Annotated in this window: 14 protein-coding genes; 6 read left to right on the forward strand and 8 right to left on the reverse strand. The window is 74.6% G+C overall.

Features of this window, described 5'->3' with window-relative positions:
* Positions 1-13: 13 nt before the first annotated feature.
* Together V1J52_RS05265 and V1J52_RS05270 are read left to right on the forward strand one after the other, a co-directional pair.
* A complete protein-coding gene (locus V1J52_RS05265; protein ID WP_330138406.1) occupies positions 14-274 on the forward strand; it encodes a DUF8847 domain-containing protein in 261 nt (86 codons plus the stop codon).
* 147 nt (positions 275-421) lie between these two features.
* On the forward strand, positions 422-1,729 hold the full coding sequence (locus V1J52_RS05270) for a C40 family peptidase (protein WP_330138407.1): 1,308 nt from the start codon (positions 422-424) through the stop codon (positions 1,727-1,729).
* Here V1J52_RS05270 and V1J52_RS05275 read toward each other — a convergent pair.
* The 5 genes from V1J52_RS05275 to V1J52_RS05295 form a co-directional block, all read right to left on the reverse strand.
* Positions 1,719-2,951, reverse strand: a complete 1,233-nt coding sequence (locus V1J52_RS05275; RefSeq protein ID WP_330138408.1) for a styrene monooxygenase/indole monooxygenase family protein — start codon at positions 2,949-2,951, stop codon at positions 1,719-1,721. The genes V1J52_RS05270 and V1J52_RS05275 overlap by 11 nt on opposite strands.
* A gap of 64 nt (positions 2,952-3,015) precedes the next feature.
* Positions 3,016-3,639 carry a GTP-binding protein gene (locus V1J52_RS05280; RefSeq protein ID WP_330138409.1) on the reverse strand — a complete coding sequence of 208 codons (624 nt, stop codon included), beginning with the start codon at positions 3,637-3,639 and terminating at the stop codon, positions 3,016-3,018.
* A 106-nt stretch (positions 3,640-3,745) separates the two neighbouring features.
* Positions 3,746-4,171 carry a DUF742 domain-containing protein gene (locus V1J52_RS05285; RefSeq protein ID WP_330138410.1) on the reverse strand — a complete coding sequence of 142 codons (426 nt, stop codon included), beginning with the start codon at positions 4,169-4,171 and terminating at the stop codon, positions 3,746-3,748.
* On the reverse strand, positions 4,168-4,647 hold the full coding sequence (locus V1J52_RS05290) for a roadblock/LC7 domain-containing protein (protein WP_330138411.1): 480 nt from the start codon (positions 4,645-4,647) through the stop codon (positions 4,168-4,170). The genes V1J52_RS05285 and V1J52_RS05290 overlap by 4 nt, the downstream gene beginning before the upstream one ends.
* Positions 4,644-7,409, reverse strand: coding sequence for a sensor histidine kinase (locus tag V1J52_RS05295; RefSeq protein ID WP_330138412.1), 2,766 nt, complete (start codon positions 7,407-7,409; stop codon positions 4,644-4,646). The genes V1J52_RS05290 and V1J52_RS05295 overlap by 4 nt, the downstream gene beginning before the upstream one ends.
* A gap of 349 nt (positions 7,410-7,758) precedes the next feature.
* Between V1J52_RS05295 and V1J52_RS05300 the strand changes: the two genes are divergently transcribed.
* Complete coding sequence (locus V1J52_RS05300) at positions 7,759-8,556, forward strand: hypothetical protein (RefSeq protein ID WP_330138413.1); 798 nt, start codon at positions 7,759-7,761, stop codon at positions 8,554-8,556.
* A gap of 84 nt (positions 8,557-8,640) precedes the next feature.
* Here V1J52_RS05300 and V1J52_RS05305 read toward each other — a convergent pair whose 3' ends face one another.
* From V1J52_RS05305 to V1J52_RS05315, 3 genes are all read right to left on the reverse strand, one after another.
* Entirely contained in the window at positions 8,641-9,066 is a 426-nt protein-coding gene (locus V1J52_RS05305) for a MarR family winged helix-turn-helix transcriptional regulator (protein ID WP_330138832.1), read from the reverse strand.
* A 190-nt stretch (positions 9,067-9,256) separates the two neighbouring features.
* On the reverse strand, positions 9,257-11,725 hold the full coding sequence (lon, locus tag V1J52_RS05310; protein ID WP_330138414.1) for an endopeptidase La: 2,469 nt from the start codon (positions 11,723-11,725) through the stop codon (positions 9,257-9,259).
* Positions 11,726-11,943: 218 nt separating this feature from the next.
* The gene (locus V1J52_RS05315; RefSeq protein WP_330138415.1) at positions 11,944-12,714 is read right to left on the reverse strand and encodes a rhomboid-like protein; all 771 of its coding nucleotides are present in this window, start codon (positions 12,712-12,714) and stop codon (positions 11,944-11,946) included.
* 408 nt (positions 12,715-13,122) lie between these two features.
* Here V1J52_RS05315 and V1J52_RS05320 point away from each other — a divergent pair, with 408 nt between their 5' ends.
* The 3 genes from V1J52_RS05320 (at position 13,123) to V1J52_RS05330 (ending at position 19,157) form a co-directional block, all read left to right on the forward strand.
* Positions 13,123-13,890 (forward strand): response regulator transcription factor, encoded by a 768-nt coding sequence (locus tag V1J52_RS05320; RefSeq protein WP_330138416.1) that lies wholly within the window; start codon positions 13,123-13,125, stop codon positions 13,888-13,890.
* 9 nt (positions 13,891-13,899) lie between these two features.
* The gene (locus tag V1J52_RS05325) at positions 13,900-14,976 is read left to right on the forward strand and encodes a HAMP domain-containing sensor histidine kinase (RefSeq protein ID WP_330138417.1); all 1,077 of its coding nucleotides are present in this window, start codon (positions 13,900-13,902) and stop codon (positions 14,974-14,976) included.
* 293 nt (positions 14,977-15,269) lie between these two features.
* Positions 15,270-19,157 carry a multifunctional oxoglutarate decarboxylase/oxoglutarate dehydrogenase thiamine pyrophosphate-binding subunit/dihydrolipoyllysine-residue succinyltransferase subunit gene (locus V1J52_RS05330; protein ID WP_330138418.1) on the forward strand — a complete coding sequence of 1,296 codons (3,888 nt, stop codon included), beginning with the start codon at positions 15,270-15,272 and terminating at the stop codon, positions 19,155-19,157.
* The last annotated feature ends 40 nt before the right edge of the window (positions 19,158-19,197 follow it).

Raw genomic sequence — 19,197 nt, forward strand, 5'->3', positions numbered from 1 at the left:
TGACACTGCCGGTATGAGAAGCGAAGAGACGGTGTTCGTGGGCGGTCCGATGGACGGGCGGGTCCTGGACGTGCTGCTGGGGGTGACGGGCAGGCCGCCGGGGCGGTACGAGATCCCGGTGCCCGATCCGGCGGGTGGCCCGCCGACCGTCCACGTGTACCGGCTGGAGGCCGCCGCGGTGTCGCGGCTGGGGATGCCGCGCGGCTGGCGGTACGTCCACGATCCCGAGGGGCGGCGGGGCGGCCCTCGGTGGCCCTGGCGCAGGCGCTCCTGACCGCCCGGAGCCCTGCCCGGCCCCTGGCCCGTGCCGTCCCGCGCCACCCGCACGGGTGGTGTTGCGCGGCTGCCTGGCCCACAACCGCACTGACAATATGCCCGCTCGCGGCTCCCGTCCCCTCCTCTGGTGCCCGGAGGTGATGTGGTGTCAGCGACGCTGAGACGAGGGGCCCGGCGCGCGGGTGCGGCGGCCGTGGTGGCGCTCGCCCTCGCCGTGCCGCCCGGTCCGCTGGCCTTCCCCGCGGGCGCCGCTCCGGACGCGCCGGGGGCGGGCCGGGACGACCGGCCCCCCGCCGTGCCGCCGGGCGCACCGGCCGACGACGCCCCGCCCGACGGCACACCGCCCGGCGGCGCCCCGGCCCACGCACCGCCCGACGGTGCGCCGGGCGGAGCCGCGCGGCCGGTCGGCGAGCTGCTGGCCGAGCTGCGCACCGTCTACCGGCAGGCCGGGGCCGCGACGGACGCCTACAACGCCGCGGACGAGGCCCTGCGCCTCCAGCAGGCCGAGGTGGACCGGCTGCAGGGGCGGCTGGACGGCGCCCGGGAACGGCTCGCGGCCGAGCGGCGCACGGCGGGGCGGCTCGCGCGGGAGCAGTACCGGGGCACGCTCGGGCTCACCCCCTACCTGCGGCTGCTGCTCAGCCGCGATCCGCAGGAGGCGTTCGACCGGCGCCACCTGCTCGCCCGCGCCGTCAGCGGCCAGGCGGCGACCGTGCGCCGGGTCTCGGACGGCGAACGGCTGCTGGACAGCACCGCCGGGCACGCCCGGCGCGCCCTGGACCGGCAGCGCGAGCTGGCCGAGCGGCGGGAGCGGCAGCGGGACGCGGTGCGGGAGCGGCTGGACGCCGTCGCGGGGCTGCTGGCGTCGCTGAGCGAGGCCGAGCTGGACGCCGTCCGGCGGCTGGAGAGCGCGCAGACGGAGCGTGCCCAGCGCGCGCTGCTGGCGCGCGGCGAGCTGGACCCGGAACGCGCGCCGTCGGCGCCGGGCGCGCGGGCGGTGCGCACGGCGCTGGCGCAGGTCGGCAAGCCCTACCGGTGGGGAGCGGAGGGGCCCGCGGCCTTCGACTGCTCGGGGCTGACGTCCCACGCCTGGGCGCGGGCGGACCGCGTCATCCCGCGCACCAGCCAGGAGCAGTGGCGCAGGCTGCCGCGCGTCGGCCTGGCCGACCTGCGCCCGGGTGACCTGGTGCTGTACTTCGACGACGCCACGCACGTCGCCCTGTACGTGGGGGACGCCAAGGTGGTGCAGGCGCCGCGGCCCGGCGCCGCCGTGAAGGTGTCGCCGATCGCCGCGAACCCGCTGCTGGGGGCGGTGCGCCCCGACCCGGACGCGCGCCCCCTGACCCGCTACGCGCCCCCGCCGCTGCCGGCGGGGGCGGCGGACGGCGACGACGCGGGGTACGGCCGGGCGTCGCCGCCCGCAGCGGCCGGTCCGGGAACCGTCAGCCGGTGACGGAGGCCAGGTAGGCCTCCGCCTTCTCCGGCTCGTAGAACCACTCCTCGAAGTCGGCCGGGTCGTTGAAGCCGTTGGCGAACCGGTCGGCGACGGGCTGGAGTCCGCCGCCGGCGCCGATCAGCTTCAGCACGTGCTCGGGCGGCGGTGCCAGCATCGCGTTCGTCCACTTGGTGACGTGCTGTGCGGTGTTCCAGTAGCGGTCGAAGGCGGACTGCATCCACGCCTCGTCGAACGGCTGGTCACCGCGCTCGACGATGGCGGCGAGGTAGGCGGCGGCGCACTTGGACGCCGAGTTGGAGCCCTGCCCGGTGACGGGGTCGTTGGCCACGACGACGTCCGCGACGCCGAGCACCGCCCCGCCGCCCGGCAGCCGTCCGACGGGCTTGCGGACGGTGGGGGCGTAGCGTCCGGCGAGCGTGCCGCCCGCGTCCGTCAGCTCCACGTGCCCGGCCCGCGCGTGCTCCCAGGGCGTGTACGTCGCCATCAGCTCCAGGGTGACCGCCAGGTGCTCGGCCGGGTCCTTGATGCCCCGGAAGACGTCCAGCGGGCCGCCGGGGACGCCCTCCCAGAACAGGATGTCGCACCGGCCGGAGAGCGTGAGGCTCGGCATGACGAACAGCTCGCCGACGCCGGGCACCAGGTTGCAGCGCACCGCCTCGGTGCCGGGGTGCTCGGGGCGGGGGCCGAGGCCGTGCACGTAGGAGACGGCGAGGGCGCGCTGCGGGGCGTCGTACGGGGAGCGGGCGGCGTCCCGGGCGAACATCGACACCAGTTCCCCCTTGCCCGCGGAGACGAGCACGAGGTCGTAGGTGCGGGCGAAGTAGTCCAGGTCGGAGACGGCGGCGCCGTGGATGACGAGCTGTCCGCCGCGCTGGGCGAAGGTCTCCATCCAGCCGGCCATCTTCAGCCGCTGGTCGACGGACTGGGCGTAGCCGTCCAGACGGCCCAGCCAGTCGATCGCGCGGGAGCTGTCGGGGGCGGCGACGGAGACGCCCAGGCCCTCGATGCGGGGGGCCTGGTTCTCCCAGAAGTTGATCTGGGTGTCGCGCTCGTGCTGGAGGGCCTGGTCGAACATGCACTGCGTGGACATGACCCGCCCGCCGCGGATCTCGTCGGCCGTGCGGTTGGACATGACCGTGACGTCGTAGCCCTGGGCCTGCAGGCCGAGCGCGAGCTGGAGCCCGGACTGGCCGGCTCCCACGATGAGTATTCTGCGCATGGGGGACTCTCCTCGTAACTCGTGCGCCGGCGTGCGGGACGTGGGATGCCTGGGCCGGGCGGCGTCAGGCGGGCGTCAGCTCGACCGCGTGGCCCACGAGGGCCGACAGGGACGCGACGACGCTCGGTGTGCGGCGCGCGTCCATGATGATCACCGGGACGCCGGCGGATATCGACAGGGCCTCGCGGACGTCCTCGGGCTCGTAGCGCTCGCTGCCCTCGAAGTGGTTCACCGCGACGACGTACGGCAGGCCGCAGCTCTCGAAGTAGTCGAGCGCGGGGAAGCAGTCCTCCAGGCGCCGGGTGTCGGCCATGACGACGGCGCCGATCGCGCCGCGCACGAGGTCGTCCCACATGAACCAGAAGCGCTGCTGGCCCGGCGTGCCGAAGAGGTAGAGCACGAGGCCGGCGTCGAGGGTGATGCGGCCGAAGTCCATGGCGACGGTGGTCGTGGTCTTCTCCGGGGTGGCCGCGAGGTCGTCGGTGTCCTCGCTGGCCTGGGTCATCACAGCCTCGGTGGTGAGGGGTTCGATCTCGGAGACGGAGCCGACGAAGGTCGTCTTGCCCACGCCGAAGCCGCCCGCGACGACGATCTTGGTGGCGATCGGTGCCCGGGTGGTGTCCTTCTGCCAGTCCTGGAGCGTTTCCGCGGGCTCGGCGACGGGGGCAGGCGCGGGGGGCGCGCTCATCGCGGTGGGTGCGGCGTGTGCGGTCGTCTCGGTGGTTCCGGTGGTTCCGGTGGTTCCGGTGATGGCAGTGGTTCCGGTGGTTCCGGTGGTTCCGGTGGTTTCGGTGTCAGAGCCTGCGAAGTCCACCCAGCACCCTTTCCAGTAGTGCGCGGTCGGGGCGTCCGGTCGTCTCCCGCCCGGTTCCGTAGACGCGGATGCGCCCCTGGTCGGCCAGGTCGCTGAGGAGGACCCGCACCACGCCGAGCGGCATCCGCAGCAGCGCGGCGATCTCGGCCACGGTCCGCATGCGGCGGCACAGCTCGATGATGGCGCGCATCTCGGGCATGACCCGGTCGCGCAGTCCGGCGCGGCCCAGCGGCGGCAGCTCGGGCGGCGCCTCGGGGCCCTCCAGGGCGGGAACGGCGGCCACGAAGGTCTCCACCAGGAGCACGTGGCCGAAGCGGGTGCGGCCGCCGGTGAGCGAGTAGGGGCGCACACGGGCGGGCTTGCGGTTCTCGGTCGCGCGCTGGGGCAGCGGGGAGTGCGACGTCACTGTTCCCCCTCCATCGACTTGCGCAGCTCGGTGCGGAGTTCGGGGGTGAGGACGTGCCCGGCCCGGCCCACGAAGAGGGCCATGTGGTAGCCGATGTCGTTCATGTCGCTGTCCGGGGCGGCGTGCACGCCGAGCAGCGAGCCGTCGCTGATGGCCATGACGAACATGCTGCCCTCGTCCATGGCGACCATCGTCTGCCGGACCCGGCCGCCCTCCATGAGCTTGGCCGCGCCCGTGGTCAGCGAGCCGAGGCCGGAGACGATCGTGGCGAGGTCGGCGCTCGATCCTCTCGGTCCCTGGCCGGTGTCCTCCGGGCCGGCGGTCTGCGCCGGGTCGGAGGACAGCAGCAGCAGGCCGTCGGAGGAGACGACGGCGACCGAGCGGATGCCGGGCACCTCCTCGACCAGGTTGGCGAGCAGCCAGCGCAGGTTGTCGGCCTCGCTGCTCGACGCGTGCGTGGTGGTGGACGCGTTCACTGACGTGCCTCCTCGGTGCCACCCATGTCGTCCGCCCCCGTCCGGTGTCCGTGCTCGTCCTGGCCGGCGCCGGGATCGGCGCCGGCGTTGGCGTCGGTGCCCGCCTCGGTGCCGGGCGGGACGTCGGCGGCGATCCGGGCCGCCGCCTCGCGCAGCCCCTCGCGGGCACCGCGCTGGAACCCGCCGAGCCGTTTGCGCAGTTCGTCGGCGTGCGAGACCCGGTCACGCGCCGGGCGCCGCTCGTCGTCCCCGGCCGTGGGGGCGGTGATGTGCGGGGTGCGCTTGGGCAGCCCCTTGTCGGTCAGCCGCCGCGGCGCGGCACCGGCCGCGTCGCCCTGGCCGGACGCCGGAGCGGGGGCCGGTGCGGCACGCGGTGCCGGGACGGCGTCGGGCGTCCGGCCGTGCTCGTCCGGCCCCGACGGCCGCACGGGGCCGGGCAGGGCCGGTCCGGTCGGGGCCGGTCCGGTCGGGGCCGGTCCGGTCGGGGCCCCGGCGGCGGACGGGGCGGCCGGGGGCACCGGCTCCCCAGCCAGCGCGGGTTCCGGGGCCACCGCGGGTTCCGGGGCCGCGGCCGGAGCGGGACGGGGGGCGGCGTGGCGGCCCCCTCGCGTCGGGAGCACGTTGGAGTTGGCCTCGGCCACCGACCCGGGCAGTCCGGGTGCGGACCCGGCTGCCACGTCGCCGCCCGCGCCCGCGCCCGGCGCCGGGCGGTCGGGCAGCAGCGCGCGCGGCAGGACCGCGACGGCCGCCACGCCGCCCTGCCGCTGCGGGCGCAGCTGGACGCGGATGCCGTGCCGGGCGGCGAGCCGCGCGACGACGTACAGTCCGAGCCCGAGCGCGTCCGGCCGCTCCGGCGAGGGCGGTGTCTGCGCACCGGGCTCACCGAGGCGTTCGTTCAGCTCGGCCAGCCGGTCGGCGGTCACGCCGATGCCCTCGTCCTGGACGGAGAGCATGACCTCGCCGTTCTCCAGCATCCAGCCCGAGAGCTGGACCTCGGCGTTGGGCGGGGAGAACGCGGTGGCGTTGTCGAGGAGTTCGGCGACGAGGTGGCTCACGTCGTCCGCCGCGAAACCGGCGACCTGGGCGTGCGGCGGCAGCGACGTCAGGTCCACCCGCTCGTAGCGCTCGATCTCGCTGACCGCCGCGCGCAGCACGTCCAGCAGCGGCACCGGCTGCGGGTGGTGGCCGGTGGCGTGCTCGGCCCCCGTGAGCAGCAGCAGGTTCTCGCCGTGGCGGCGCATGCGGGTGGCCATGTGGTCGAGCTTGAAGAGGGTGGCGAGCCGCTCCGGCTCGGCCTCCTTCTCCTCCATCGACTCGATGAGCGCGAGCTGCCGCTCGATCAGGCCGAGGCTGCGCCGCGCGAGCTGGACGAAGGTGCCGTGCACGGCGTCGTTGACGCCCTCGATCTCCCGGCCCAGCGCGGTCTGCTCGGCGCGGAGGCGTTCGCACTCGGCGGCCAGCCGGTCCCGGGCCGCGGCGCGCTCGGTGGCGTCGGCCTCGGCCCGTCCGGCCCGCTCCCCCGCCGCCGCGGCGGCCTCGCGCAGGGCGTTGACGGCCCGCACGACGTCGGCGAACTCGTCGTCGCGGCCGTTCCAGGCGACCGGCTGCTCGACGAGCGGGTCCGCGGCCACGCGCCGCGCGCCGCGCCGCACGGCGGCCAGCGGACGGGCCATCGAGCGGGCGGCGTGCACGCTGGCGCCCACCACCAGGAGCAGCGCAGCGCCGAGGAGGGCGATGCGGAGCTGGAGCGCGGTGACGTCGTCGTCGCGCAGCTGTTCGAGCCGGGCGAGTTCCGCCCCGGCCAGTGCGGACTGCACACCGCGCATGCGGTCGATGCGGGCGGTGAGGGTGGCGGCGACGTCGTCCGCGGCGGTGGCGAGTTCCCCGGCGTCCAGCCGGGGCGCGTCGGCGAGTGCGTCGAGGTGGCGTTCGGCGGCGGTGACGTCGGTCCCGTTGACGGTGCTGCCGTAGGACTCGCGGGTGCGCTCGGGGGCGAGCCGCTCGAAGTCGGCGAGCGCCGCCTCCTCGCGGGTGCGGGCGAGCTGGGCGGCCTGCGCCAGCCGGGTGTCGCCGTTCCCGGAGGCCAGCACCCCGAGCAGGAGGCCCCGGGTGGCGGAGGCGTGCTCCACGGCGCGGCCGAGGTAGGGCAGGGCGTGGGCGGTCCCGCCCGTGCCCGGCCCGTTCTCGCCGGGGGCGGGCGTCCCGGCGGCGCGGGCGGGCAGGGCGCGGGCGGTGTCCTCGGCGAGGGAGCCGAGCGCCTGGACGAGGCCGGTGTAGCCGGAGTACGCGGCGTGCGCGTCCTCGGTGCCGCCGCCGGCCGCGTCCGCCTGCTGGCGCAGCCGGGGCAGGCGGTCGAGGAGCAGGCGCACCGGCGCGGGCAGGACGGGGCGCAGCTCGGCGGCCTTGCGGTCGACGCGGGTGCGCTGGGCGGCGTCCGGGGCGGGCGTCGCGCCGGGGGCGGCGAGGGTGCGGACGGTGTCGTCCCGCTCGTCGGCGAGGGCGTGGGCCAGGGAGACGGCGCGCCGCGCGGTGTCGGCCCGCTCCACCAGGTCCTGGGACTCGGCCACGTCGGCGGTGCCCGTGACGACGCTGGGCGCTCCGGCTCCCAGGACGGCGACGGTGCACAGGGCGACCGAGGCCAGCAGCCGGTTGCGTACCTTGGCCCGGCGGCGCGGGGAACCCGCGGGGGAGGCGGCGGTCGCGGTGTCCTGCCCGCTGTGACGGCTGCCTCGAAGTCGCTTCTCGCCCACCCGCGCTCGCATTCTCCTTACCACCTTCCGGGGGCTGCCCGGTCGGCGACTCCTACGGTGCGGCAAGGACCGGCCGCGCCACCGTGACGGCACCCGACTGTTCCAGTGCCGGTTCGGGGCGGTCGGTCTTCCTCTGCCGCACCACTCGAAGGAGTGAACATCACTCAGGAGTGGCGGAACAACTCCGGTGCGCACGCGGGCCGTACCTCGCGGGAGCCCGGGGGTTGGAAAGGTCCGCCGGGCCGTGGCAGGATGCGCGCCCGCAGCTTCGCGGAGGGGGTGATTCCGGGTGAAACGGCCCGCCGCACCGGTGGCCGGGGCGGGTGCGGCCGTCCGGACGCCTCCCCGGCAGACTGACCCCATGCGCGTACAGACGGCCACCCGTCCGGGTACCCCCGGCGTCCCCAACGAGGACTGGGTTTCGACGACCTCACACCGTTCCGGGACGGGCGGTGCGCTGGTCGTCCTGGACGGTGTCACGCCGCCGCCCGGTGACGACGGGTGTGTGCACGGCGTGCCCTGGTACACCGCCCGGCTGGGTGCCGCGCTGCTCGAACTGTCCGCTTCGCGGCGGGATATGACGCTGACACAGTGCCTGGCGGAGGCGGTGGCCCGTACCGCCGCGGCACACCGGTCGACCTGTGACCTTTCTCACGTCCGGACGCCCCAGGCAACCGTCGTCGCGGCGCGGTGGGACGAGGAGGCGGTGGAGCACCTGGTGCTGTCGGACTCGGTCCTGCTGCTGGTCTCGCCGTCCGGCGCGGTCACGCCGGTGCTGGACGACCGGCTGGACGCGCTGCGGCCGGCCGTGCGGGAACTGCCGCGCGCCGAGCGGGTCGCGCGGATCGAGGCGCTGCGCAACGCCGAGGGCGGGTTCCACACCGCCGCCGCCGATCCGGCCGTCGCGGAACTGGCCGTCACCGGCACGACGCCGCGGGCCGCGGTGCGGTCGCTGGCCGCGCTGACGGACGGGGCGTCCCGCTGGACCGAGGTCTTCGGGCTGGGCGACTGGGCCGGGCTGTACGCGGTGCTGCGCGCGGAGGGCCCCGAGGCGCTCATCGGCCGGGTGCGGGACGCGGAGGCCGCCGACCCGTCCGGCACGGCGTACCCGCGGGGCAAGACGAGCGACGACGCGACGGCGGCCCTCGTGGAGTTCTGACGGCCCGCCCGCACCGGGCCGCCCGTACAGGGGCCCGCCCGCACCCGGGGGCCCGCCCGCACCGGGCCGCCCGCCGACGCCGCGTCAGTGCTCGGGGAGGTCCGGCGCGTTGAGTCGGTGCAGCAGGCGGGCCAGTTCCGCGATCTCCGCGCGGTCCCAGGCGGCGAGCTGGGCCACGTACCGCTCGCGCCGGGCGCCGCGCACCCGGGCGAACCGCCGGCGGCCCTCGTCGGTGAGCCGCACCAGCCAGGCCCGGCCGTCGGCCGGATCGGGGGCGCGGGTGAGCAGGCCGAGCGTCTCCAGGGCGCGGAGCTGGCGGCTCATGGTGGCCTTCCCGACACCGAAGTAGGCGGCGAGGTCGGTGGCGCGCTGCGGACCGGTGTCCTCCAGGCGCAGCATGAGCCCGTACGCGGCGGGCTCCAGGTCGGGGTGGACCGCGCGGGCGATCTCACCGGAGGACGCCCGGGCCCGGCGCAGGAAGACGGACAGCTCGCGTTCGAGGTCCAGCATCTCGGGGGCGGGCCCGTCGTCGTGCACGTCAGCACTCCTTCGGCGGTCGGTCCCCCGGTCCGCGGCCCGGACCGGTGCCGACCAGTATCGCGCAGCGGGCAGGGGGCCGCCCCGCCCCCCGGCGGGAGGGCCGGGGAACGGGGCGGCGGGTGCGCGGCCCCGACGGCGGGGGCGGGCGGGACCGCGCGGCTCAGGCGGCCAGCGGCAGCGTGCGGGTGTCCGCGGTCGCGGGGGCCAGGGCGAGGTCCAGCACCGCGCGGACGTCCGAGACCGGGTGCACGCTCAGGTCCGCCAGCACCTCCTCGGGCACGTCGTCCAGGTCCGGTTCGTTGCGCCCGGGGATGATCACGGTGGTGATCCCCGCGCGGTGTGCGGCCAGCAGCTTCTGCTTGACGCCGCCGATGGGGAGCACCCGGCCGGTCAGCGATACCTCGCCGGTCATCGCCACGTCGGGCCGCACCTGGCGCCCGCCGAGCAGCGAGGCGAGCGCGGTGATCATGGTGACGCCCGCGCTGGGCCCGTCCTTGGGCACGGCGCCCGCCGGGACGTGCAGGTGGACGCCCCGCTCCTTGAGGTCGCCGACCGGCAGCTCCAGCTCCGCGCCCCGCGAGCGCAGGTAGGACAGCGCGATCTGGCCGGACTCCTTCATGACGTCGCCGAGCTGGCCGGTGAGCGTGAGGCCCGCGCCGCCGGTCTCCGGGTCCGCCAGCGACGCCTCGACGTAGAGGACGTCGCCGCCGGCGCCGGTGACCGCGAGTCCGGTCGCCACGCCGGGCACCGCCGTGCGGCGCCCGGACGGGTCCTGTGCGGCCTCGGGCGTGTGGTGCGGACGTCCGAGCAGGGACCGCAGCCCGTCGGCGGACACGGTGACCGGCAGCCGCTCCTCGCCCAGTTCGGCGCGGGCGACGACCTTGCGCAGCAGCCGTGCCAGGTGCCGCTCCAGGGACCGCACCCCGGCCTCGCGGGTGTACTCGCCCGCCAGCTTGCGCAGGGCGTCCTCGGTGACGGTGACCTCCCGCGCGTCGAGTCCGGCCAGCTCCCGCTGCCGGGGCAGCAGGTGGTCGCGGGCGATGGTGACCTTCTCGTCCTCGGTGTAGCCGTCCAGGCGCACCAGGTCCATGCGGTCGAGCAGCGGCTGCGGGATGGCCTCCAGCACGTTCGCGGTGGCCAGGAAGACGACGTCGGACAGGTCGAGTTCGACTTCGAGGTAGTGGTCGCGGAAGGTGTGGTTCTGCGCCGGGTCCAGCACTTCGAGGAGCGCCGCCGAGGGGTCGCCCCGGAAGTCGGAGCCGACCTTGTCGATCTCGTCCAGCAGCACGACCGGGTTCATCGACCCGGCCTCCTTGACCGCCCGGACGATCCGGCCGGGCAGCGCGCCGACGTAGGTGCGCCGGTGGCCGCGGATCTCCGCCTCGTCCCGGACGCCGCCGAGCGCGACGCGGACGAACTTCCGGCCCATCGCGCGGGCGACGCTCTCGCCCAGGGACGTCTTGCCGACGCCGGGCGGACCGACGAGGGCCAGCACGGCCCCGCCCGCCTGCCTGCGCCCGTCCCCGGTCCCGTCCCCGGCCTCACCGGCGCCGGCACCGGCGGGCCCACCGGCCGGGCCACCGGCGGCGCCGCGGGCGGCGCGGCGGCTGCGGACGGCCAGGTACTCGGTGATGCGGTCCTTGACGTCGTCCAGGCCCGCGTGGTCGGCGTCCAGCACGGCACGGGCGGCCGGGATGTCGTAGGAGTCCTCGGTGCGCTCGTTCCACGGCAGTTCGAGCACGGTGTCCAGCCAGGTGCGCAGCCAGCCGCTCTCGGGGCTCTGGTCGGAGGCGCGTTCCAGCTTGTCGGCCTCCTTCTCCGCGGCCTTGCGCACGTCCTCGGGGAGGCGGGCGGCCGCGATGCGGGCACGGTAGTCCTCGCCGCCCTCCTCGCCGTCGCCGGTCAGCTCGGACAGCTCCTTGCGGACGGCGTCGAGCTGGCGGCGCAGCAGGAACTCCCGCTGCTGCCGGTCCACGCCGTCCTGGACGTCCTTGGCGATGGACTCCGCGACCTCCTCCTCCGCGAGGTGGTCGCTCAGCCAGGAGACGGCGAGCCTCAGCCGCTCGACCGGGTCGGTGGTCTCCAGCAGCCGCACGCGCTGGTCGACGGTGAGGAACGGCGAGTACCCGGCGTTGTCCGCCAGCGCCGCGACGCCGTCGATCTGCTGCACCCGGTCCACCACCTGCCAGGCGCCGCGCTTGCGCAGCCAGCTCGTGGTGAGCGCCTTGTACTTCTCGGCCAGTTCGGCGACCGCGCCGGGCAGCGGCTCGGGGACCTCCTCGGCGATCTCGGTGCCGGCCACCCACAGGGCGGCGCCGGGCCCGGAGGTGCCCGCCCCGATGCGGACGCGGCCCAGCCCCCGGATGAGGGCGCCCGGATCGCCGTCGGCGAGCCGGCCGACCTGTTCCACCCGGCCCAGCACGCCGACCGACGCGTACCGGCCGTCCACCCGTGGCACGAGCAGCACCCGCGGCTTGCCGCCCCCGGGAGCCACCGCGGACTGCGCGGCCTCGACGGCGGCGCGCACCTCGGACTCCGTCAGGTCCAGCGGGACGACCATGCCGGGGAGCACCACTTCGTCGTCGAGCGGCACCACGGGCAGCGTGAGCGTGTCCTGCGACAAAGCCATGACATCTCCCTCGACAAGCAACTTGAGTTAGTTGGACTCAACTACGTGCCGGGTTCAATGCCGGGGCGCGGGGAGTTGTTCCCGGGGCTCCGCGCCGTTCGCTGAGAGCGATCAGTTGCCGAAGCTGTGCACCCGTGCGCACCCGCCAGTGCGGAGGCGGGCGCGGCCTGGGGAGGCGGGCGCGGCCCGCGGAGGCGGGGGACGTCGTGCGGCGTGCGTCAGGGAACGGCGGGGCGCGGATGCGCGGCCGAGCCGGTGCGCTGGTAGCGGCGCAGCGGCGGCCACAGCGCGATACCGGTGAGGAGGGCCAGCAGGTGGCTCCAGTCGGTCACCGGGTCGGTGAGCGAGACGAGCTCCGCGACGACCACCGTGGTCACGGCGGCGAGCAGCAGCCAGCGCGCCCACACCACCCGCAGCACCCCGGCCAGCGCTCCGGCGCACGCCAGCACGCCGCAGGTGATGCCGTACTGCAACCGCGTCAGCGAGGACTCCGGCAGGTGTTCCAGGGCCACGGCCGCCGCCACCGTGAGCTGGGTGGCGAGCGTGGCCAGCACGTGCCCGGCGACGAAGACGACCGCCGTGCGCCAGCCGCCGACGCGGCGTTCGAGACCCGTCAGCGCGAGCACGAAGCCGAGGACGTAGGGCGACAGCAGCGCGCCCTGGTAGATCAGCGCGCTCGCCACGAGGACGAACAGCGGCTCCTTGGCCAGGTTCTGCACATCCGTGCTCGACCCGGCGAGCCAGCGGCTCACCGCGGCCGGGTCGCCGATCTCGGTGAGCACGGTGGTGACGGCCAGGAGCAGCAGGTAGCAGAACGTGAAGGGGGTGCCCTTGGGCGTCGGAAGCAGCCGCAGCAGGTGGACGTGCGGAGGCAGGTGCGGAGGCTCGCCGGGCCCCGCCGGGCCCGCCCCGCCGGCTCCGTGCGGCACGGCCCGGCCCGGACCCGCCGCGCGCTGGACGCGCGCCGCCGCACGTGCTGTCGTCCGCATGGCCCGGCTCCTTCCGTGTACGGGTGGCCTCACCCCGCTCCGCTCGGCCACGCCCGCGTTCCTCACCCGGCGCACCGGGTCCCGCGCCGCGCGCGGGCCGACTGGGGATCGTGCCCGCACAGACGTCCGGCACACGCCCTGGGCACCGTCAATGTCAGTGGTCGGGGCCACCCCTGTCAACCAGCCGGAGAGCATGCCAGCGTACGTCACCGCGCCCGCCGGCGCGCGGGCGCGGTGACGCGCCCGGGAAGCGGGCCGCCGGGCCCGTGCGCGCCGTCCCGCGCCCGCCGCGGAACGCGTCGTTCAGCCCCCGGCGCCCGGTCCGGGCCCGGCCATGGCCGGGCCCGCGCCCTCCCCTTACGCTGCTGCCACACAGGCAGTGGCCGGGCACAGGGGCAGGGCGGGCGTATGGAGTACAGGAACACGGTCCGGGACCAGGGCGGCACGGGCGCGGCGGCGGCCACCCCCGGCGCGCAGCGCCGGATTCTCGTCGTCGAGGACGACCCCACGATCGTGGAGGCGATCGCCGCCCGGCTGCGCGCCGAGGGGTTCGCCGTGCAGACCGCCGCCGACGGCCCCGCAGCGGTGGCCGCCGCCGAGAGCTGGCACCCCGAGCTGCTCGTCCTGGACGTGATGCTGCCCGGGTACGACGGCCTGGAGGTGTGCCGCAGGGTGCAGGCCAGGCGTCCCGTGCCGGTCCTGATGCTGACCGCCAGGGACGACGAGACGGACATGCTCGTCGGTCTCGGCGTGGGCGCGGACGACTACATGACCAAGCCGTTCTCCATGCGGGAGCTGGCCGCGCGCGTGCACGTCCTGCTGCGCCGCGTGGAGCGGGCCGCCCAGGCGGCCTCCGCGCCGCCGTCCGGCTCGCTGCGCCTGGGCGAACTGGAAATCGACCACGCGCAGCGCCGGGTCCGCGTCACCGGCCGCGACGTCCACCTGACGCCGACCGAGTTCGACCTCCTGGTGTGCCTGGCGGGCTCGCCCCGGGCCGTCCTGTCGCGCGAACAGCTCCTCGCGGAGGTGTGGGACTGGACGGACGCCTCCGGCACCCGCACAGTCGACAGCCACATCAAGGCGCTGCGCCGCAAGATCGGCGCCGAGCGCATCCGCACCGTGCACGGGGTCGGCTACGCGCTGGAGTCCCCGGCTCCGGCCGCCGACAGCGCCTGAGGCGCGGCCGTGGCCAAGGAGCGGACCTCACTGCGGGGGCGGATCTGGGCCTCCCTGCGCCCCGTGGACCCCTACCGGTCGGTCAAGGCGGCGCTGGGCGCGCTGGTGATCGTCTCGGTGGCGATCACCACGTTCCTGATCATCGTCGCCGTGAACGCCGCGATCGAGCTGCGGGTGATCGCCGTCTTCGCGGTGATCGCCTCGCTCCTCATCACGCAGTTCGTCGCGCACGGGCTGGTGGCGCCGCTGGACGAGATGACCCAGGCGGCGCGGGCGATGGCGCGCGGCGACTACGGGCGCCGGGTGCTGTTCGACCGGCGCGACGAGCTGGGCGAGCTGGGGGCGACGTTCAACCGCATGGCGGCCGACCTGGAGGCCGCCGACCGGCACCGCAAGGAGCTGGTGGCCAACGTCTCGCACGAGCTGCGCACCCCCATCGCGGCGCTGCGCGCGGTGCTGGAGAACGTGGTGGACGGCGTCTCGCGGGCCGACCCGGAGACGATGCGCACCGCGCTGCGGCAGACGGAGCGGCTCGGCGGCCTGGTGGAGCACCTCCTGGACCTCTCCCGGCTCGACCACGGCGTGGTGCCGCTGCACACCAGGCGGTTCGAGGTGTGGCCGTACCTGGCGAACGTGCTCAAGGAGGCCAACATGAGCAAGGGCCAGGGGCACTCCCGCACGGACGTGCACCTGGCCCTTGACGTCTCGCCGCCGGAGCTGACGGCCCACGCGGACGCCGAGCGGCTGCACCAGGTGGTGGCGAACCTCATCGACAACGCCGTCAAGCACAGCCCGCCGCACGGCCGGGTCACCGTCTCGGCGCGGCCGGGCGCCCAGCCCGACGGGCTGGAGCTGGAGGTGCAGGACGAGGGGCCCGGCATCCCGGAGCCGGACCGCGACCGCGTCTTCGAGCGCTTCGGACGGGCGGCGGCCGCGGACGCGGGGCAGGACGGCGGCACCGGGCTGGGGCTGGCCATCGCGCGCTGGGCGGTGGACCTGCACGGCGGGCGGATCAGGGTCGCCGAATCCACCCGCGGGTGCCGGATGGTCGTCACCCTTCCGGGCCTCGGGCGACTACCGGATTGACGTAGGGTCGACAGCAGGGGAACCGTGGCGGCCCCGCCGTCACCGGCGTGAAGGCCGTGCCTTGCGGTGAAGCCCTCGAAAGGCTGTGGCAACCGGGCGCCACAGCCCCGCTGACGCCTACCCGAACCAAGCGGAACCATGGGTGTTTCCCGCCAAACTGAGTGCCGAAACACAGGCCCGGATGTGACGTGCGCGACGTGCGGCCGGTCCGGACTGCACCGGAGCGCGTCGGAGGCGTAGCCTTTATTTCCGCTGTCCACCACCATGTGAAGCGGAAGAGGGCGGTTGCCGCCGTGTCGTCACAGTCCCCGAAGACCTCGAGCATCTCGACCGACCAGGACGGGCAAGGGAAGAGTCCCGTCGCCGGTTTTGGCGCCAACGAGTGGCTCGTCGACGAGATCTACCAGCAGTACCTCCAGGACCCCGAATCGGTCGACCGGGCCTGGTGGGATTTCTTCGCCGACTACAAGCCGGGCAAGACGACGGACGAGGGCTCCCAGGCGCCCGAGGGCGCACCGGCGCCCGCGCCGGCGAAGGCCGCGCCCGCCGCCTCCGGGCAGCCCGACGCCCCGCAGCAGCCCCGGGCCGCCGCGGCGCCGCGCCCCGAGCCCGCCCGGGCGAAGCCGCAGCAGGCCGCGCCCCAGCCGGCCCCGGAGCCCCGGGCCGGGCAGGCCAGGCCCGCCGAGCAGGACAAGCCCGCTCAGCAGGCCGCGCCCAAGCCGCAGGCCAGGCCCGCGACGCAGGCCACGCCCAAGGAGCAGCCCCCCAGCGAGCCGGCCGCCGACGAGCAGGAGACCGGCCCCGAGTACGTGCCCCTGCGCGGTCCGGGCGCCGCCGTGGCCAGGAACATGAACGCCTCGCTGGAGCTGCCGACGGCCACGTCCGTCCGCGCCGTCCCGGTGAAGCTGCTGTTCGACAACCGCATCGTCATCAACAACCACCTCAAGCGCGCCCGCGGCGGCAAGGTGTCCTTCACGCACCTCATCGGCTACGCCATGGTGCAGGCGCTGAAGGCGATGCCCTCGATGAACCACTCGTTCACCGAGAAGGACGGCAAGCCGACCCTGGTCAAGCCCGACCACGTCAACCTGGGCCTGGCCATCGACCTGGTGAAGCCCAACGGGGACCGCCAGCTCGTCGTCGCCGCCATCAAGAAGGCCGAGACGCTCAGCTTCTTCGAGTTCTGGCAGGCGTACGAGGACATCGTGCGCCGCGCCCGCAACGGCAAGCTGACGATGGACGACTTCTCCGGCGTCACCGCCTCCCTGACCAACCCCGGCGGCATCGGCACCGTCCACTCGGTGCCCCGCCTCATGCCGGGCCAGGGCCTGATCGTGGGCGTCGGCGCGATGGAGTACCCGGCGGAGTTCCAGGGGGCCTCCCAGGACACCCTGAACCGCCTCGGCGTCTCCAAGGTGATGACGCTGACCTCCACCTACGACCACCGCGTCATCCAGGGTGCCGCCTCCGGCGAGTTCCTGCGCCAGATGCACCAGCTCCTGCTGGGCGAGAACGGCTTCTACGACGAGGTCTTCGAGGCGCTGCGCATCCCCTACGAGCCGGTGCGCTGGAACCAGGACATCGACGTCTCCCACGACGACGAGGTCACCAAGGCCGCGCGCGTCTTCGACCTGATCCACTCCTACCGGGTGCGCGGCCACGTCATGGCCGACACCGACCCGCTGGAGTACAAGCAGCGCAAGCACCCCGACCTGGACATCGCCTCGCACGGGCTGACCCTGTGGGACCTGGAGCGCGAGTTCGCCGTCGGCGGCTTCGCGGGCAAGTCCATGCTCAAGCTGCGGGAGATCCTGGGCGTCCTGCGCGACTCGTACTGCCGCACCACCGGCATCGAGTACATGCACATCCAGGACCCCAAGCAGCGCCGCTGGATCCAGGACCGCGTCGAGCGCCCGCACACCTCGCCCGAGCGCGAGGAGCAGCTGCGCATCCTGCGGCGGCTCAACGCGGCCGAGGCGTTCGAGACGTTCCTCCAGACCAAGTACGTCGGCCAGAAGCGGTTCTCGCTGGAGGGCGGCGAGTCCGTCATCCCGCTGCTCGACGCGGTGATCGACTCGGCGGCCGAGTCGCGCCTGGACGAGGTCGTCATGGGCATGCCGCACCGCGGCCGCCTCAACGTGCTGGCCAACATCGTCGGCAAGTCCTACGCGCAGATCTTCCGCGAGTTCGAGGGCAACCTCGACCCGAAGTCGATGCACGGCTCCGGCGACGTGAAGTACCACCTGGGCGCCGAGGGCATCTTCACCGGCCTGGACGGCGAGGAGATCAAGGTCTCCCTGACGGCCAACCCCTCGCACCTGGAGGCCGTGGACCCGGTCGTGGAGGGCGTCGCCCGCGCCAAGCAGGACATCATCGGCAAGGGCGGCACGGACTTCACCGTCCTGCCCGTCCAGCTCCACGGTGACGCGGCCTTCGCCGGGCAGGGCGTCGTGGCCGAGACGCTCAACATGTCCCAGCTGCGCGGTTACCGCACCGGCGGCACCGTGCACATCGTCATCAACAACCAGGTCGGTTTCACCGCGGCGCCCGAGGCGGCCCGCTCCTCGATGTACTGCACCGATGTGGCGCGGATGATCGAGGCCCCGATCTTCCACGTGAACGGCGACGACCCGGAGGCCGTCGTCCGCGTCGGACGGCTCGCCTTCGAGTTCCGCCAGGCGTTCAACAAGGACGTCGTCATCGACCTCGTCTGCTACCGCCGCCGCGGCCACAACGAGACCGACAACCCGTCGTTCACGCAGCCGCGCATGTACAACCTGATCGACAAGAAGCGCTCGGTGCGCAAGCTCTACACCGAGTCGCTGATCGGCCGGGGTGACATCACCATGGAGGAGGCCGAGCAGGCCCTCCAGGACTTCCAGGGCCAGCTGGAGAAGGTGTTCACCGAGGTCCGCGAGGCCAGCGGGACGCCGGGCCCGGCCGAGGTGCCGGCGCCCAAGCCCGAGTTCCCGGTCGCGCTGGACACCGCCGTCAGCCAGGAGGTCGTCAAGCGGATCGCCGAGTCCCAGGTCAACGTCCCCGACCGCATCTCCGTGCACCCGCGGCTGCTGCCGCAGCTCCAGCGGCGCGCGGCGATGGTCGAGGACGGCACGATCGACTGGGGCATGGGCGAGACGATCGCCATCGGCTCGCTGCTGATGGAGGGCACCCCGGTCCGGCTCGCCGGGCAGGACTCCCGCCGCGGCACCTTCGGCCAGCGGCACGCCGTGCTCATCGACCAGAACACCGGCGACGACTTCACGCCGCTGCTGTACCTGAGCGACGACCAGGCCCGCTACAACGTCTACGACTCGCTGCTGAGCGAGTTCGCGGCGATGGGCTTCGAGTACGGCTACTCGCTCGCCCGCCCCGAGGCGCTGGTGATGTGGGAGGCCCAGTTCGGCGACTTCGTCAACGGCGCGCAGACGATCGTGGACGAGTTCATCACCTCCGCCGAGCAGAAGTGGAACCAGAACTCCGGCGTCGTCCTGCTCCTGCCGCACGGCTACGAGGGCCAGGGCCCCGACCACTCCTCGGCCCGCATCGAGCGGTTCCTCGCGCTGTGCGCGCAGAACAGCATGACGGTGGCGGCGCCCACCTCGCCCGCGAACTACTTCCACCTGCTGCGCTGGCAGGTGCACAACCCGCACCACAAGCCGCTGGTCGTCTTCACCCCGAAGTCGATGCTGCGGCTGAAGGCGGCGGCGTCCAGGATGGAGGAGTTCACCACCGGTGGCTTCCGGCCCGTCATCGGGGACACCCTGGTGGAGTCCGGCGAGATGGACCCGGCGCAGGTCCGCAAGGTCGTCTTCTGCTCCGGCAAGGTGTACTACGACCTGGAGGCCGAGCGGGCCAAGCGCGGCCTGAAGGACACCGCGATCATCCGGCTGGAGCGGCTGTACCCGCTGCCCGGCAAGGAGATCCAGGACCAGATGGCCAAGTTCAGCGGCGCGGCGAAGTTCCTGTGGGCGCAGGAGGAGCCGGCCAACCAGGGCGCGTGGCCGTTCATCGCGCTCAACCTGGTGGACCACCTGGACCTGATCATCGGTTCGGAGCCGGTGCCGAACGCGGACCGGCTGCGCCGGGTGTCGCGTCCGTCGTCGTCCTCCCCGGCGGTCGGCTCGCCCAAGCGGCACCAGCAGGAGCAGCAGGAGCTGGTCAACGAGGTCTTCGACCTCTGAGCCCTCGGCGGCCGGCGCGGTGACGCGTCCGGCCGCCTCC

Origin of the sequence: Streptomyces solitudinis (assembly GCF_036323765.1) — a bacterium.
Taxonomy (GTDB): Bacteria; Actinomycetota; Actinomycetes; order Streptomycetales; family Streptomycetaceae; genus Streptomyces.